This is a genomic window from Actinomyces sp. Z16 (genome assembly GCF_003111765.1).
GTDB classification, from domain to species: Bacteria; Actinomycetota; Actinomycetes; order Actinomycetales; family Actinomycetaceae; genus Actinomyces; species Actinomyces glycerinitolerans.
In genome coordinates, this window is sequence record NZ_CP027862.1 from 3459055 (window position 1) to 3474434 (window position 15380).

General features: G+C 68.0%; 16 protein-coding genes. 7 read left to right on the forward strand and 9 right to left on the reverse strand.

What is annotated here, in order from left to right:
* The first annotated feature begins 105 nt into the window (after positions 1-105).
* From C3B71_RS14330 to C3B71_RS14340, 3 genes are all read left to right on the forward strand, one after another.
* Positions 106-897 (forward strand): LppM family (lipo)protein, encoded by a 792-nt coding sequence (locus C3B71_RS14330; RefSeq protein WP_108968952.1) that lies wholly within the window; start codon positions 106-108, stop codon positions 895-897.
* A gap of 50 nt (positions 898-947) precedes the next feature.
* On the forward strand, positions 948-1835 hold the full coding sequence (locus tag C3B71_RS14335) for an LppM family (lipo)protein (RefSeq protein WP_108968955.1): 888 nt from the start codon (positions 948-950) through the stop codon (positions 1833-1835).
* Positions 1836-1982: 147 nt separating this feature from the next.
* Positions 1983-3068 carry a hypothetical protein gene (locus C3B71_RS14340; RefSeq protein WP_108968957.1) on the forward strand — a complete coding sequence of 362 codons (1086 nt, stop codon included), beginning with the start codon at positions 1983-1985 and terminating at the stop codon, positions 3066-3068.
* 100 nt (positions 3069-3168) lie between these two features.
* Here the strand turns inward: C3B71_RS14340 and C3B71_RS14345 are convergent, their stop codons facing one another.
* Entirely contained in the window at positions 3169-4455 is a 1287-nt protein-coding gene (locus C3B71_RS14345) for an adenylosuccinate synthase (RefSeq protein ID WP_073331237.1), read from the reverse strand.
* A 147-nt stretch (positions 4456-4602) separates the two neighbouring features.
* Here C3B71_RS14345 and C3B71_RS14350 point away from each other — a divergent pair, with 147 nt between their 5' ends.
* The gene (locus C3B71_RS14350; protein ID WP_234415946.1) at positions 4603-5892 is read left to right on the forward strand and encodes a hypothetical protein; all 1290 of its coding nucleotides are present in this window, start codon (positions 4603-4605) and stop codon (positions 5890-5892) included.
* A 31-nt stretch (positions 5893-5923) separates the two neighbouring features.
* On the opposite strand, the gene C3B71_RS14355 is transcribed toward C3B71_RS14350, so the two are convergent.
* From C3B71_RS14355 to C3B71_RS14370, 4 genes are all read right to left on the reverse strand, one after another.
* The gene (locus tag C3B71_RS14355; RefSeq protein WP_108968960.1) at positions 5924-6559 is read right to left on the reverse strand and encodes a YesL family protein; all 636 of its coding nucleotides are present in this window, start codon (positions 6557-6559) and stop codon (positions 5924-5926) included.
* A gap of 13 nt (positions 6560-6572) precedes the next feature.
* Positions 6573-7433 (reverse strand): carbohydrate ABC transporter permease, encoded by an 861-nt coding sequence (locus C3B71_RS14360; RefSeq protein WP_234416300.1) that lies wholly within the window; start codon positions 7431-7433, stop codon positions 6573-6575.
* Between the two features lie 44 nt (positions 7434-7477).
* Positions 7478-8323, reverse strand: coding sequence for a carbohydrate ABC transporter permease (locus C3B71_RS14365; protein WP_073331246.1), 846 nt, complete (start codon positions 8321-8323; stop codon positions 7478-7480).
* A gap of 150 nt (positions 8324-8473) precedes the next feature.
* On the reverse strand, positions 8474-9817 hold the full coding sequence (locus tag C3B71_RS14370) for an ABC transporter substrate-binding protein (RefSeq protein WP_108968962.1): 1344 nt from the start codon (positions 9815-9817) through the stop codon (positions 8474-8476).
* A 235-nt stretch (positions 9818-10052) separates the two neighbouring features.
* On the opposite strand from C3B71_RS14370, the gene C3B71_RS14375 reads away from it, so the two are divergent.
* The 3 genes from C3B71_RS14375 (at position 10053) to C3B71_RS14385 (ending at position 11816) form a co-directional block, all read left to right on the forward strand.
* Complete coding sequence (locus C3B71_RS14375) at positions 10053-10196, forward strand: hypothetical protein (protein ID WP_234415947.1); 144 nt, start codon at positions 10053-10055, stop codon at positions 10194-10196.
* 2 nt (positions 10197-10198) lie between these two features.
* Positions 10199-10588, forward strand: coding sequence for a type II toxin-antitoxin system VapC family toxin (locus C3B71_RS14380; protein WP_108968964.1), 390 nt, complete (start codon positions 10199-10201; stop codon positions 10586-10588).
* Between the two features lie 211 nt (positions 10589-10799).
* A complete protein-coding gene (locus C3B71_RS14385; protein ID WP_146752342.1) occupies positions 10800-11816 on the forward strand; it encodes a hypothetical protein in 1017 nt (338 codons plus the stop codon).
* A gap of 132 nt (positions 11817-11948) precedes the next feature.
* Here the strand turns inward: C3B71_RS14385 and C3B71_RS14390 are convergent, their stop codons facing one another.
* The 4 genes from C3B71_RS14390 to C3B71_RS14405 form a co-directional block, all read right to left on the reverse strand.
* The gene (locus tag C3B71_RS14390; RefSeq protein ID WP_111890615.1) at positions 11949-12542 is read right to left on the reverse strand and encodes a hypothetical protein; all 594 of its coding nucleotides are present in this window, start codon (positions 12540-12542) and stop codon (positions 11949-11951) included.
* Positions 12539-13834 (reverse strand): DUF7224 domain-containing protein, encoded by a 1296-nt coding sequence (locus C3B71_RS14395; protein ID WP_108968970.1) that lies wholly within the window; start codon positions 13832-13834, stop codon positions 12539-12541. The genes C3B71_RS14390 and C3B71_RS14395 overlap by 4 nt, the downstream gene beginning before the upstream one ends.
* Positions 13831-14646, reverse strand: a complete 816-nt coding sequence (locus tag C3B71_RS14400; protein ID WP_199912526.1) for an ABC transporter ATP-binding protein — start codon at positions 14644-14646, stop codon at positions 13831-13833. Before C3B71_RS14400 ends, C3B71_RS14395 begins: the two co-directional genes overlap by 4 nt.
* A gap of 135 nt (positions 14647-14781) precedes the next feature.
* On the reverse strand, positions 14782-15012 hold the full coding sequence (locus tag C3B71_RS14405) for a hypothetical protein (protein WP_108968975.1): 231 nt from the start codon (positions 15010-15012) through the stop codon (positions 14782-14784).
* Positions 15013-15380: the final 368 nt, after the last annotated feature.

Genomic DNA, 15380 nt, shown 5'->3' on the forward strand with positions numbered 1-15380 from the left:
CCTCATCTGGCGCCCCAGGTCACGTCCGAAGGTCCCCCGAACGCGGAATTGGCGCCCTCCGGGGTGGTGTTTCCCGCCACACCCGCCGCCGTGTAGCGTCGGGGCGTGTCCCCGAAGCCACTCGCCGACCGCCGCAAACGCGCACTCGCCCACCGCCTCGCGATCACGGTGGGCGCGGCCGCACTGGCGCTGTCGGGCTGCACCGCCCACATGGACATGCACTTGGATACGGCCGGCACCTACGCCGTCGACCTGGTCATGCGCGACACCACCGGCGCGGTTTTCACCGACGGCGCCGACTGCGAGAGCCTTACCGCCGACTCGCTGATCGGCTCCGGCGACGGCGCGACGGTTACCGCCTCCCCGCTCGGTTCCGCCGACGACGCCGAGGGACTCGGCTGCGAGGTGCACGTCACCGGCGTGCCCATCCCCGACGCCGACGACGAGGATGCCGCCTCGGAACAGTTGGTGGTTCGCGACGGTGACCTGTACGTGGTGCACATCGCCGGCGTCGGGGGCGCACTCGCCGCCGACGCCGCTCAGGCGGACGCGGATGCAACCGCGCAGACCGATGCCACACAGGCCACCACCGCGGAGTCCACGCCTGGGTCGTCTGGGTCGTCGGAGTCACTGAACACGGTGGTGGACGCCCGCCTGTCGATCACCTTCCCGGGCGCCGTCGTGGACGCCGGCGGCGGCACCGTGAAGGGCACCACCGTCACCTGGGAGGATGCCGACCTGCTGTACGACGGCGTGAGCGCGTCCGGGCGGGCGCAGGCGGGCGCAGGCGTGTCGGCCTGGGACCGCTACGGAACGTGGATCGTGGCCGGGGTGGCGGTCGCCGGCGCGGTGGTGGGCGCGGCCGCGCTGTGGCGACTCCGCTCACAACGGCGTTGAGCGTCATCGTTTTGTTGCCGGAGTTGGGGTGTTTCCGTACACTCCGGGGCATGAACAACCTCTTCCCCAACTCCCTGCGCCGCACGGGCGCCGTGGTGGCAGGCTCAGCGCTACTGCTCGGCTCCGCCCTCCTCGGCCCCACCGCGACCGCCGACGACAACGACGACCTCTACGGACTCTCAGCAAACATGAGCCTCGACCTCGTGATCCACGAGGAAGAGCTCATCGATATGTCCATATCGACGGGAATCGACGGCATCGACCCCAGCCTCTACTGCACCGAAGACATGCTGGAACTCAGCGGCATCAGTGACGACGACATCGCGGAACTCGGCGACGAGGCCAAACTCGACGTCGCCGCCCAGGACGACTCCTGCACCCTGACCGTCACCGGCGCCTCCCTTGACGCCCTCGATAGCTCCGACTCCCCGATCACGCACGAGGGCGACGAGTACATCGTCGACTTCGGCGACTTGGGGGACGCCGGCGACTACCTCAGCTCGATCTCCATCTCCGTCACCTTCCCCGGCAAGGTCACCGAAGCCGATGACAGCGCCAAGATCGACGGCAACAAGGTCACCTGGGACGACCTGACCGACGCAGGTACCATCCGGGCGGTCGGCAAGGACTCGGCCGGCAAGAGCTCGGCCATTTGGATCGCGCTCGTCGTAGTGGCGCTCCTGGTGGTTGCCGGCGTCGTTGCCTTCATCGTCTTCCGGAGCCGGAAGAAGCCCGCCCCGGCAGCCAGCTACCCCGGGGCCGGATACCCGGCCCAGCCGCAGCAGCCCGGCCAGCCAGGCTACGGCGCCGCACAGCAGCCTTACGGCCAGCAGCAGGGCTATGGCGCCCAGCCACAGCAGCCCGGCCAGCAGGCCTACGGCAACCCGCAGCAGTACCAGCCGGGCCAACAGCCCGGAGACCCCAACACCCAGCACTGAGCGAACTCTTCGCGACGCCCACGCGCCCGGCACCGGACGCGTGGGCGTCGCCCTATGCTGCGGCCGTTGCTCCTTCGGCGGTGCTTAAGCGGCGATATCCCAGTCCGACTCTAGGCCGCAGCCCAGAAGGTTCCGTACACTCCCGGCATGAGCATCCTCTCCCCCACCACCCTGCGCCGCGCGGGCGCCGCAGTGGCCGGCTCCACGCTACTGCTCGGCTCCACACTCGTGGGTCCCGCCGCCTTCGCCGACTACGGCGATGCGAGCGCCCATATTGACTTCACACTGTATGAGAACAAGACCGCCGACTTGGTCATGACCATCGACATCGAAGGCGTGAGCGCCGACCTCTACTGCACGGAGGATGCGGCCGATCTTGATAGCCTCAAAGACATCGAAGACGCCGACGACGACATCGAGGTGACACTGTCCGCCGAGAACGACACCTGTGTGCTGTCCATGCTCGGCCTGCCCATCGTCGGCTCCACCGACGATGGGTTCTCCGTCAAGCACCAAGACGGCACCTACGTCGTCGAGATGTCCGGCTTCAGCGACTTGAGCGATTACGACTCCGCCACCCTGACGCTCACCTTCCCCGGCGACGTCATCGAAGCCGACGAGAACGCCACCATCTCCGGCCGCAAGGCCGACTGGGAGGATATCGCCGCACTCGACTCCCTCCAGGCGACCGGTTTCGACACCGCCGATCCGGCCACGCCGAGCCCCTCGGCCTCCGCCTCCGCCTCCGCGGAGCCCACCGACGCGCCGTCTCCTGCCACCGGAGACGCGGAGCCCACTCCCACGAGCGAAGCGGTTGCGGCACCCGCCGACGCCGACTCCGACGAGGGACATTCGCTGCTGCCGGTCGTTCTCGGCATCGTGGGCCTGCTGGCGATCGCCGGCGTCGTGGTCGGCGTCGTCGTCTACCAGAACCAGAAGAAGCACGCCGTCCCGGCCGCCGGCTACCCCGGCACCGGATACCCGGCCCAGCCTTATCAGCAGCCCGGCCAGCCGCCCTACAACCAGCCGGGATACGGCGCGCAGCAGCCTTACGGCCAGCAGGGTTCCGGCGTACAGCCGCAGCAGCCCGGCTACCCGAGCCAGCCCGGCCAGCAGGCCTACGGAAACCCGCAGCAGTACCAGCCCGGCCAGCCCGGCTACGGCAATACGCAGCGGTACCAGCCCGGCCAGCCGCCCTACGGCCAGCAGCCCGGCCCCTACGGACACCAGTGAACTAGCGCCGTCCAGAGCCGTCCAGACGTCAGCGCGCCCGCGCGGCAACAGCGGCGGCCGGCCCCCACCTGCGGGGCCGGCCGCCGTCGTCGTTAACCGCTCAGCCGAGCAGCCGGTGCCGGGTGATGGTGGCCTCGCGGCCCGCACCCACCCCGATCGCGGAGATGCGGCAGCCGGCGAGCTCCTCGATGCGCAGCACGTAGTCGCGGGCGGCAGCGGGCAGGTCCTCGAAGCGGCGCACGCCGGTGATGTCCTCGCTCCAGCCGGGCAGCTCCTCGTAAACCGGCTTGGCGTGGTGGAAGTCGGTCTGGGTCAGCGGCATCTCGGAGGTGACCTCGCCGTCGACGTCATAGGCGACGCACACGGGGATGGTCTCGTGTCCGGTGAGCACGTCGAGCTTGGTCATGACCAGGTCGGTGAGTCCGTTGACGCGGGCGGCGTAGCGGGTGACGACGGCGTCGTGCCACCCGCAGCGGCGCGGACGGCCGGTGGTGACCCCGTACTCGCCGCCCTCGGCGCGCAGCCGCTCCCCCATGGCGTCGGTGAGCTCGGTGGGGAAGGGGCCCTCGCCGACGCGGGTGGTGTAGGCCTTGACCACGCCGACGACGGCGTCGATGCGGGTGGGGCCCACCCCGGTGCCGGTGCAGGCGCCGCCGGCGGTCGGGTTGGAGGAGGTGACGAAGGGGTAGGTGCCGTGGTCGATGTCGAGCATGGTGGCCTGCCCGGCCTCGAACAGGACGGTCTTGCCGGCGTCGAGGGCCTGATTGAGCAGCAGGGAGGTGTCCACCACCATGGGGCGCACGCGGTCGGCGTAGGACAGCAGCTCGTCCGCGACGGCGTCGGGGTCGATGGCGGGACGGTTGAAGACCTTCAGCAGCAGGCTGTTCTTCTGGGCGAGGGCGGAGTGGACCTTCTGCCGCAGGATCGACTCGTCGAACAGGTCCTGCACGCGCAGGCCCACGCGGTTCATCTTGTCCGCGTAGGTGGGGCCGATGCCGCGGCCGGTGGTGCCCAGTTGGCGGGCGCCGAGGAAGCGCTCGGTGGTGCGGTCCATGACCCGGTTGTAGGAGGGGATCAGGTGGGCGTTGGCGGAGATCTTCAGTGCGGAGGCGTCCTTGCCGCGGGAGGTGATCTCCTCGATCTCCTGGAATAGGACCTCCAGGTCCACCACCACGCCGTTGCCGATCACGGGGGTCACCCCGGGGGTGAGGACGCCCGCGGGCAGGAGGTGGAAGGCGAAGGTTTCGCCGTCGATGACGACGGTGTGGCCGGCGTTGTTGCCGCCGTTGAACTTGACGACGTAGTCGACGCCCTGACCGAGCTGGTCGGTCGCCTTGCCCTTCCCTTCGTCTCCCCATTGAGTTCCGACGACGACGACGGCTGGCATTGCTGCTCCCTGTGTGCGTGGGTGCCCCGGAGGGCAGGCGCGGCCTGGGCGCGCCGCAGGCCAGACTACCGGAGACCCCACGCCGTGCTCGGGTGGGGCCACCTGACGGACTTGCACCGCCTAATGATAATCATTACCGTTTGCAGCATGAGAACTCTCCCCAAGCTCGGTGCTTTAACTCTGGCCGCAACGACGGTGTTGACCATGACCCTGACCGCCTGCGGCTCACCCTCCGCCGGCGGCTCTGGCTCCCACAGCACCGTGGAAGCACAGGCCCCGGCCTCGTCGGCCAAGCCGGTGGAGGTCAGCGATGTGGATCCGCGCGCCGCCATCGCCTACGACGGCGGCATCCAGATCGTCGACACCTCCGACAGCACCGTCGTGGCGGACATCAAGAAGGAGGGGTTCCTGCGCCTCAACCCGGCCGGGGACGGCCGCCATGTGCTGGTCTCCTCCTCCGAAGGCTTCGAGGTCCTGGACCTGGGAATGATCGTCAAGCCCCACGGCGACCACAACCACTACTACACCACCACCCCCGGCCTCACCGGCTCCGTGATCGCGGCGCAGACCCCCGGACACGTCGTCACCCACGCCGGGAAGACTGCCGTCTTCGACGACGGCACCGGCACAGTCACCATGTTCGACACCAAGGCACTGGAGGACGGCCAGCTCAGCCCCGACGAGCTGACCAGCTTCCAGACGAACGACCCGCACCACGGCGTCGCCGTCCCCCTGGCCAGTGGCAGCGTCCTGGTAACCGAGGGGACCGAGGACGAGCGGCACACGGTCCACGAACGCAAGGCCGACGGGAGCATCGGCGCCGAGTCCACCGACTGCCCCGGCGTCCATGGCGAGGCCACTGCACAGGGCGAGGACGTGGCCAGCTTCGGCTGCACCAACGGCTCGGTGGTGTTCCGCGACGGGCAGTTCCACAAGGTGCCGGTGCCGGAGGCGTACCAGCGCAGCGGAAACCAGTTCGGTTCCCCCGAATCCCCGTACGTGCTCACGGACTACAAGACCGTTGAGCCGGTGGACGGCGCCGCGCCGGAGCACCCCACGAAGGTCGGCGTCATCGATACGACCGATGCCACCACCACAACCGTGGAGCTGGGCTCGGCCTACTGGTTCCGCTCCTTCGGCCGCGGCGCCGCCGGGGAGGGAGTGGTACTGACCTACGACGGCCGGCTCAACCTCATCGACCCGGCATCGGCCGCGGTGACCAAGCAGGTGGACGTGGTCACGCCTTGGACGGAGAACGAGAACTGGCAGGAGCCCGGGCCCAATGTGAAGACGGCCGGCGACTTCGCCTACGTCACCGACCCCACCGCCAAGAAGCTGCACCTGGTGCAGATCTCCACCGGCAAGCTGCTCTCCAGCCTGGACCTGTCGGTGGTGCCCAATGAAATGGCGGTGATCGACGCCGAGCTGAAGCAGTAACCGGTGCCGGGTAGCGCGGCGCCGAGCCGCGCTACCCGGTGGATGTACGGGCGTCCTCACGCAGACGGTCGATGACGGGCCGCTGCACCAGGGCCATGAGGTAACCGATGAAGGCGACGCCGAGCAGCACCACGAACCAGCCGGCGGCGGCACGCGCGCCCGGCAGGGCCACCGCCAAGACCACGGGGGCGGCAAGCAGAAGCAGGCACACGGCGGTGCGGCCGAGTGCCCCGACGGCCAGGCGCGCCGCATTGGCCACGTGCGCGCCGACGGTGTTGTCGAAGAAGGCGACCAGCGGCACCAGCCAGATCAGGACGGCGACGATCAGCAGCGCCCCGGCGTCGACCAGACCGGTCAGGGCGGCACCGCCCAGCTGGGACAGCGACAGGTTCATCCAGGCGGCCAGTCCCGCCGCGGCGAGCGTCGGCAGCCACCAGGCCAGCGACTGGACCAGGTTGGTGCGGAAGGAGTGCCACCAGGTGCGCACCGTGTAGGTGTCCTCGTCGCGCACCATTTCCATCACCACGCGGGCGCAGGCGGTAAGCGCTGCGCCCGCGGTGATGATCGGCAGACACGCCAGCAGGGTGAGCAGGTTGACGACGACGAGGTCGGCGGCCGCGGACCAGGCCCGGTAGAAGGCCGAGTCGGGTCTTAAGAAACCGGGCATGGCGCGGGCCGGCTCAGCCCTTGACGGCCCCGGCGGCGACGCCCTCGACGATGTACTTCTGGCCGAAGGCGTAGAAGACGACGATCGGGATGATGGCCAGGACCAGCATGGCCATCTGGGCGCCCATGTCGCGGTTGCCGTTGGAGCCGACGAGCATCTGGATGACGATGGGCACCGTCTTGTAGCGCTCGTCCTGGCCGATGACCAGGTTCGGCAGGAGGAAGTCGTTCCACACCCACATGGCGTTCAGGACCGCGACCGTCACCGAGGTTGGCTTGAGCAGCGGCATGACCACCCGGAAGTAGCTCTGCAGCGGGGTGCAGCCGTCCATGTAGGCGGCCTCCTCGATGTCCATCGGCACGGACTTGATGAAGCCCGCGAACAGGAACACGGACAGGCCGCCGCCGAAGCCCAGGTAGAGGATGATCATGCCCCACGGCGTCGCCAGGCCCAGCGCGTCGGCGATCTTGACGGTGGGGAACATGACCAGCTGGAAGGGGGCGATCATGGAGAAGGCGAACAGGTAGTAGATCAGGGAGGTCCACCAGGTCTTGACGCGGGTGATGTAGTACGCGGTCATGGCCGTCAGCAGCACGATCACCGCCACCGAGCCGACGGTGATGAACAGCGACCAGCCCAGGGCCCGGGCGAAGCCGGACAGCTGCAGACCGGTGATGTAGTTGGTCAGCCCGGCGAAGGTCTCGCCGGTGGGCAGGGAGAAGGGCGAGTCGGAGATGAAGAACTTGCCCTTGAAGGAGTTGATCAGGATGAACAGCAGCGGAATGATCCAGATCAGCGACAGCACCGTCAGCAGGGCGGTGAGCAGGTTCTGACCGGCCGTCTGCTTGCGGCGGGCGGGCTTGGAGGGCTGCATCGGCTTGATGGCCGTCGGGCCCATGGGGGCGAGGGTCTCGGTGCTCACGCTTCAACCTCCTTGGCGCGGGTCGCACGCAGCTGCAGCACGGCGATGACGGAAACGATGATGAAGAAGATGACGGCCTGCGCCTGGGCGATGCCCTGCTTGCCGACCTGCTTGTACATCAGGTCGACGATGTTCAGCGCCGCCATCTGCGTCTGCTTGAGCGGAGCGCCGTTGGTCAGCGCCAGGTTCTGGTCGTACATCTTGAAGGTGTTGGCCAGGGTGAGGAACAGGCAGATGGTGATGGAGGGCATCACCATCGGGATGGTGACGTGACGCAGAGTCATCCACTTACCGGCACCGTCGATCTGGGACGCCTCGATCAGTTCCGGCGGCACGTTCTGCAGGCCGGCGATGTAGATGATCATCATGTAGCCCATGAGCTGCCAGTTGATCAGCAGGATCAGGCCGAGCATGCCCAGGTGCCAATCGTTGACGATGGTCTGGCCCCAGTGGCGCAGGATCGCGTTGAGCATGACCTGCCAGGTGTAGCCCAGCACGATGCCGCCGATCAGGTTCGGCATGAAGAACACCGAGCGGAACAGGTTGGTGCCGCGCAGCTTGCGAGTGAGCAGGTAGGCCAGGGCGAAGGCGCCGAGGTTGACGGTGATGATGGATATGGCCGAGACCAGGGCCGTGAAGCCGAGCGCCTTGACGAATCCGGTGTTGCCGGTCAGCGCGGTCTGGTAGTTGGCGAAGCCGACCCACTTGGCGTTGGTCAGCGTGGTGAACTTGGTCAGCGACAGGTACAGGCCCATGAAGAAGGGCACGATGAACGCGATGAGGAAGGCGATCAGCGTGGGGCCGGTGAAGACGACGAAATACTTCTTGAGCGACTTGGTCATGTGTGTCTCGAGGGGTTCACGGAGGCGGGGTGGCAACGGCGCGTTTGAGTGGGAATGACAGGCGGCGCCCGGCAGTGTCACCGGGCGCCGCCGTCGTCAATTCGTGATTCTACAAGGGCCACTCAACGGCCGTTGTGGGAGTGCGGAGAATCAGGCGCTCTTCTCGGCGTGCCACTCCTCGACGAAGTAGGTCTTGACGTCGTCCCACTCCTCGGCGCCGGAGGCGTACTGGGACAGGTGCTGACCGGCCTGATCCTTGAAGTCCTGGCTCGGGAAGGTCTGGAACACCCAGTTGATCGGGTACAGGTCCTCGTTGTTCATGTACTCCACGACCTCGGCACCGAGCGGGTCGGCGGGGGTGAGCTCGGCGAAGGCCGAGTAGGGAGCCATGGAGACCACGGAGTTGTCCGTGAGCAGCTTGGCCGCCTCGGCGTCCATGAACAGCCAGTTCAAGAAGTCGATGGAGGCCTGCTGATCCGCCTCGGAGGCCTGGGAGTTGATCGACAGGTAGTTCTCGGTGCCCAGCGCGATGCCGGAGTCCTCCTCGCCGTCCACGCCGATGTAGATCGGCATGAAGTGGATCTGGTCCTCCTTGACGACGTTGCCGTCGACCTCGGAGATCTGGGACCAGGCCCAGTTACCGTTCTGGACCATGGCGGCCCTGCCCAGGGCGAACTCGGCCATCGAGTCGGAGACGGACTTGGCGGAGGCCTCGGAGGGGGCGATCGTGGAGTTGTTGAGGTACAGGTCGAAGATCTGCTGGTAGTTGTCCGAGTAGGTCAGCTCGAGGTCGGGGGTGTCGGTGACGCGCTTGTCCTTGAACTCGTAGTAGATGGGGTAGTTGGCCAGGTGGGTCTGCCAGCGCCAGTCCTCACCGGGGGTGAGGGAGGTGGAGGCGAAGACGCCGTCGATGCCCAGGTCGTCCTTCTTGGACTGCATGTCCTCGACGACCTCCTTGAGCTTGTCGAAGCCCTTGATCTCGTCGATGGAGGAGGCCTTGGCGCCGTCCATCGCGAAGTAGGCGTCCATGATCTCGCCGTTGTAGATCAGGCCGTAGCCCTCGGTTGCGAGCGGGGAGCCGTAGACGGTGCCGGCATCGTCGGTCAGGGCCATGGACGGGTCGGTGAGGTCCTTGACAAAGTCCACGTCCGAAATGTCGAGCGCGTAGTCCTGCCAGGTGGCCAGGCCGACCGGGCCGTTGATGTTGAAGATCGTGGGCGGGTTGGACTTGGCGACCTCGGTCTGCAAGGTCTGCTCGTAGGTGCCGGAGGCGGCGGTGACGACCTTGACCTGGACACCGGTCTTCTCGGTGTAGGTGGAGGCGATGGTCTTGAAGGCGTCCTCGGCCTCGGGCTTGAAGTTCAGGAAGTAGACCGAGCCGGCCCCGGAGTCGCCGGAGCCGGAGTCGGACCCGTTGGAGCAGGCGGCCAGAGTCGCGGCGAGCGCGACCGCCGCGGAGCCACCGAGCATGGAGCGACGGGTGATGGGTCGCATTGATTGTCCTCCCTTGGACACGAGGTTGCCGGGCCGAGGCCCGGGTAGAGAGCAACTGCCAATCGTGAGCCATGAACCGCGGAACGGCTCACAGCGCGACGGCGATGACGCCCCCCATTACACACGACACCCCGCCTTGCTGCAAGCCTTGCAAGCCGGATTCGGGATATTCATGGGCAGATACGGGGTTTTCCACGAACTTGCGGCACCATCCTGTAACCTTATTGCAAAGACGGTGCCACTCCATTGCAGGCCGGCGGTCGCCCGCGCCGAACGCGAGGACCGCCTGACGGAGCTGCTCGATGACTTGGACCGCGAGTTGGGCCAGGTCGACGACGCCGACCTGGCGTGGGCCGACCGCGTCCTGGGACTGGCGTGAACATGGATGGCGAGGTCACGGGCCTGACCCTGGACACGGGGGCGCTGCTGGCGCTTGAGCGCGGCGATGCCAGAATGCGAGCCCTGCTGCGCCGGGCGGTCGAGGCCCGGATCGCGCTGGCGGTACCCGTCGGCGTCGTCGCCCAGGCGTGGCGAGGAGGACCCCGCCAAGCGCGAATCGCCCGCCTGCTCGGCGACCCCGCGGTTCAGGTCATCCCACTGGACGATGTGGCGGCGCGGGCGGTGGGCCTGCTATGCGGCCGCGGCGGACACCCCGATGTCATCGACGTCCATGTGGTGCTGCACGCCCGCGAGCAGGGCCACGCGGTAGTGACCTCGGACCCGGGCGACCTGCACGCCGTCGACCCCGGGCTGCGCCTCATCGCCGTGTAGCCCGCCGACGACGGCGAGGCCGGCCTCCTGGACATCACAGGGTTCAACGCCTGTGCCGACCCCCTGTCTCCTACTACGAGCTTTTGCACCCTGGTGTGCGGGTATACCCATCGGATCAGGGCGCAAAAGCTCGTACCACAGGTGAAGGACGTGTTCCTGCGCCACGTCCCGAGCCTTCATCGGCGGGCATGGGCCGCGGTGCCCATTGCCCGTGATTGCCCAGCCGGAGAGGATACGATGCATGTCCGCTCCCACCGAGGTATCCGGCAAGGTCGTGCACCGCCTGACTGGCCGACGCACTGCCCCGGAGCGGGCTGCGCTCGCGCTCATCGTCATGACAATGCTGATATCCCTTCTGGTCGTGGTTGACCACGTCAGGCGGAGCAGGCCCGAGGCCTCCATCGGAGGAGACGCGTCGCAGCCGGTCCGGGAACTGGTCGAACTGGTCGAGACCCTCAGCAACATGAGCGGCTGGTTGTACACCGCGCTCGTACTTGAGACGGTCGGACTGGTACAGCTCATGAAGCGCCGGCAGGCGACCGCGGCCGTAGCGGGGTTGTGGGTGAGCGGACCGCTTACGTACACGATCGCGTTCACAGGGGCGGATGAGACATTTCAGGTAATGGAGGGAACGATTGGTGACAGCGTCGCCCTGTTGGTGGCCTTGCTCGTCGCCGTGATCCCAACCGGCATTACCGCAGTAGTGGCGGGACGGCGGATGCCCCGGCCCCGCCCCGTGTCCGTCGCGTTGGGCCTGGGGGCGTCGGTGTTCCTGCTCGCCTTCTCCGCGATTCAGCTGATCCGAGGCTGGCTCAATTACCAGTATGTAGCGAACCTCTGCTGGTACGCACCCGTGCGAATCGACGCGGCGGTGGGCCCGTGGCTGTCCACGGAAGTCAACCTGAACGGCTCCGAACACGGTCTGCCGTTCATCGGTGCCGGTGGCGTGATGCTGGTGGCGGTGTTCGTACTCGCGCTGCTGGCCGTGACGGCGTCGGCCTTCCGGATTCGAGGGCTGTTCCCGGCAGGGGCGGTCGGTGGACCGGTTGCTCTGCTGATTCACCATGTAGCGGTCTGGGTGGTGTCGAACAGCACTCTGTTCGGCCGGGGATCGCAGTGGGTGCCGTTGGCGTTCCTCGTCCTGCAATCCGGGATTCTGTTGGCGATGTCCCTGGCTGCCCGGTCGGCGGCAACGACAACCGTGGCGCCGGTGGCGGCCAGCTCATAAGGCGCTGGAGGTGCCAACCGGCTGATGCGAGCTTTTGCACCCTGCTACGAGCTTTTGCACCCTGGTGTGCGGGTATACCCATCGGATCAGGGCGCAAAAGCTCGTACCAGAGGTAAAGGGCGTGTTCCTGCGTCAGGGGCGCGGCAGGCCGAGGTCACCCCGCCAGCGTCGGGCGCAGGCTAGCAGGCCGACTGCCAGCAGCCCGACGGCGACCAACCAGGACGTCAACACGGTGGCGGGCGCCTGCCCCCAGTTCCACGGCGCGGGCGCTCCCGCCGGGTGCCCGAACCAGGCGATGACGAAGAATCCCGCCAACGGCCCGATTGCGGCCAGGGATTCGCGCAGCGCGCCGGCTGCCAGCAGTGCCAGGCCGAGCCAGGCCAGGTAGGCACGCCCCGCCTCAAGGGCGCCCATGCCCGAACGGGGCAGGGACGCCGCAACCACAAGCAACAGCCCCAGGGCTTCCATGCCCGCCAGGTGCAGCCAGCGGGCCCGCGCGACCACGCCGACGTCCCCGCGGTCCATGGCGGGCACCGGGGAGGCCAGGCTGCCGACCGCCAACACCGCGATGAAGGCGTCGAGCACCAGCAGGTAGGGCACGGCCACGGGGTCGCCGCGGGATACGAGCGTCAGCATGTTGGTGCCGATCACTGCGCTCATGACCGCGATGACCGCCATGAGCGCGCAGGCCGCGAGCAGCCTGCGGGAGCGCACGTAGAGTTTCACCGGCACTGCTCCGCCGCGCTGTCACGCATGGTGTCGAGGCGCGCTTGCATCCAGGCGTCCTGTGTGGCCTCGTCGGACTTGGCTACGCGCGCGATCTCCGCACGGTCGATGTCTCTGGTGTCTCCCATGCCGGCGGGGCGGGCGTCGGCGCCCTGCAGGCGCAGTTCCACCAACCCCGCAAGCTCTCCGTGCGCCCGATAGAAGTCCTCCACGCCAGGATCCGCGTCCGTCGGCAGGCAGTCGACCGACACCGCCGAGCCGACGATTATTCCCGCCAGGTCGTTCGCAGCGAACCAGACAGAATCGGACTCGATGGTGAAGTTCGAGGCCCCCGGCTCCAGCCCGTAGGCACTGACGTGGTCAGGGAGCTCCAGGCCGAGCGCATCCGCCTGCTCGGCGGCGCGCTCGGCAAGCGTGGTCAGCGCGGGCAGCCGGGCGGCGTCCTCGGGCCACACGCACAGCCGCAGCTGCGTATCGGTGCACACGGGATGTTCGGGAATGGCGCGCTCCACCGTCAGCGGCGGACCGGTCAGCACGAGGCCCGCCCCGAGCACGCACACCGCACAGCCCGCGGTGACTGCCACTCGGGTTCGCCGCGGCTGCGGGAAGGCGGTGCGCTCACGACGGGCTCGCAGGGCGGCGAGCAGACCCGGCAGCGCCAGAGCGGCGGCAATCACAATCGCGGCCTCGACGACGGCGAGCGTCACCCCTGCGGGTGTCAGTGCCACCCAGGCGTGGCCGGCAAGGAACACTCGGGTCAGCCGGCTCTCCGGCGCGCCCACCGCCGTCCCCTGGGTGGTGATGAGCCGGAGGAAGCAGGCCAGCACGGCGACCACGGGCGCGAACCAGGCCGGGCCGCCGAGTCGGCCCAACAGGACGCCGGCGGCCAGGCATTCGCTTACCACGGCCAGGGCGATGATGAGGTACGAGGGCCACAGAAAGCCCGCCGGGGCTGAGGCGGACAGGTTGACCGCCACCGCGCATATCGCGCCAACCGCGATCACGCCCGCACCCGCCAGCAGGTAGGCGGCCAGCAAAGGTCCGGCCCAGGGCTCGCCGCCGTTGCGGGAGTCGCGTTCCCCGCGGCGACGCCGCGCCTCCCAGGCTGCCGCCCCGGCCAGGGCGGGGCCGAGGTAGTACAGCGGGGCGGTGATGGCCGCCGATGCCTCGGGCCATACTCCCTGCCACTGGTGACGGTCGCTGAGCATCAGGGCCACCAGTCCTACTGCGGCCAGGGGCGTCACACGGGCCACCAGAGAGCGCCGCAGTTCGATGCGCAGCACGCCGCTCATGACTGCTCCTGACTGAGCACGCTCATGTAGCCGCGCTCGAGTTGGTTGTCTCCGGGAGCGTCGGGCGACGCCTGCGCTTCCAACTCCGCCGTGGTGCCGCGGAAGCGGACCTGCCCGGCGTCGAGCACCATTATCTCGTCGCTGAGGGCGCGCACGTCCTCGACCAGGTGGGTGGCCAGCACGGTGGCGGTGTCTTCGAGCTCCTCTACCAGGGCGCGGAAGGCGATGCGCTGGGCGGGGTCCAGGCCCACGGTCGGCTCGTCGAGTAGCAGCAGGGCCGGGCGGCCGACGAGTGCGGCGGCCAGGTGCACGCGCTGGACCATGCCGCCGGACAGAGTGCGCAACGGCCGCTTGGCCTGCGCCGCCAGTCCCACCCGGTCGAGCGCGTTCATGCAGGTCTCCCGTCGCCCGCGCGTGGGCAGGCCCTTGGTCCAGGCCGCGTACTCGACCGTGTCGAGGGCGCTGAATCCCGGGACCGACGCCGGGCGCTGGGGCATGAGCGCGAGCCGGCGCCGGGCCCGGCGCGCAGCGGAGGTGTCGGTGACCGTAGTGCCGCCGACCGTCACCGTCCCCGTGCTTGGCGCCAGCTCACAGGCCATGATCGACATGAGCGTGGTCTTGCCGGCGCCGTTGGGGCCGAGCAGGCCGAGCACCCGCCCCGCGCCGACCTCCAGGTCGAGCGGGGCGAGTGCCTGCAGCCGGCCGAAGTCTCGCGACACACGGTTCAATGTGATGATCGAGTGGGAGTCCGCCCCCGGTCGGCTGTATTGGTGGTGCTGGGCGCCTGCCCCACCCGGCATCTGCGTCTTCATGATTCGGTTGTACGCCGATTCCCCAGGTCCAGCCATGCGGGATTTCCCTGACCTGGCCCTGATACACGCGCCGGACATGCGGAGTGTCTCGGTGTCTCGGCCACCGGCGCAGTCATGTTCAATCAGACAGAAGTCTCAGTCGTCCCGGTGGCGCATCCAGTACAGGTAGGAGTACACCCCGACGACGGCGAAGAAAAGTGGATATCCCCAAACGCGGGGTGTCAACCAGGCCTCAGCCGAGCTCAGGTTGTCACCGTCAATCAGTCCTAGTATCACTCTGGCCAGTAGCAGCCCCCAGAAGAACTCGATCACCAGCCGCCACACCGGTGGGCGACGGCGCTGCGCACGTCCACTCACAGCAGCCATCTGCAACCTCCTAAGTACGCACTTACCATTTTAGCGGATGCCTCATAACTTCGTCCATACAAATCCGACTTTTCCAGTCTGAGAGGTGCCGGGGCTGGTTGAAGTCGGTGGTGCCCGGATGCGGGAGCCGAGGGGTGTCCGTCGTCGGGCGGCTGTGGCCCGCCCGACGACATACAGGCCGGGACCAGAGTGCGCCGTCCACCGTCCATCTTCCCCGCACGCCCGTGTCCCAAGATTTTGCTGCAGCACGAGCCAATGCTCTCCTGTGTGCGGCCGACTACCCGCACATAGGAGAGCAAGAACTCAGGCCAGGCCAACCTCGTGGAAGCTGTCGGGGACCAGCAGAGCCGTCAATCATCTCGGTGACG

Bases quoted from the DNA above. Each gene is read 5' to 3' on its own strand.
- C3B71_RS14335 (WP_108968955.1), top strand. From the start codon at position 948: ATGAACAACCTCTTCCCCAACTCCCTGCGCCGCACGGGCGCCGTGGTG.
- C3B71_RS14340 (WP_108968957.1), top strand. From the start codon at position 1,983: ATGAGCATCCTCTCCCCCACCACCCTGCGCCGCGCGGGCGCCGCAGTG.
- C3B71_RS14345 (WP_073331237.1), bottom strand. From the start codon at position 4,455: ATGCCAGCCGTCGTCGTCGTCGGAACTCAATGGGGAGACGAAGGGAAG.
- C3B71_RS14350 (WP_234415946.1), top strand. From the start codon at position 4,603: ATGAGAACTCTCCCCAAGCTCGGTGCTTTAACTCTGGCCGCAACGACG.
- C3B71_RS14355 (WP_108968960.1), bottom strand. From the start codon at position 6,559: ATGCCCGGTTTCTTAAGACCCGACTCGGCCTTCTACCGGGCCTGGTCC.
- C3B71_RS14360 (WP_234416300.1), bottom strand. From the start codon at position 7,433: ATGCAGCCCTCCAAGCCCGCCCGCCGCAAGCAGACGGCCGGTCAGAAC.
- C3B71_RS14365 (WP_073331246.1), bottom strand. From the start codon at position 8,323: ATGACCAAGTCGCTCAAGAAGTATTTCGTCGTCTTCACCGGCCCCACG.
- C3B71_RS14370 (WP_108968962.1), bottom strand. From the start codon at position 9,817: ATGCGACCCATCACCCGTCGCTCCATGCTCGGTGGCTCCGCGGCGGTC.
- C3B71_RS14380 (WP_108968964.1), top strand. From the start codon at position 10,199: ATGGATGGCGAGGTCACGGGCCTGACCCTGGACACGGGGGCGCTGCTG.
- C3B71_RS14395 (WP_108968970.1), bottom strand. From the start codon at position 13,834: ATGAGCGGCGTGCTGCGCATCGAACTGCGGCGCTCTCTGGTGGCCCGT.
- C3B71_RS14400 (WP_199912526.1), bottom strand. From the start codon at position 14,646: ATGAAGACGCAGATGCCGGGTGGGGCAGGCGCCCAGCACCACCAATAC.
- C3B71_RS14405 (WP_108968975.1), bottom strand. From the start codon at position 15,012: ATGGCTGCTGTGAGTGGACGTGCGCAGCGCCGTCGCCCACCGGTGTGG.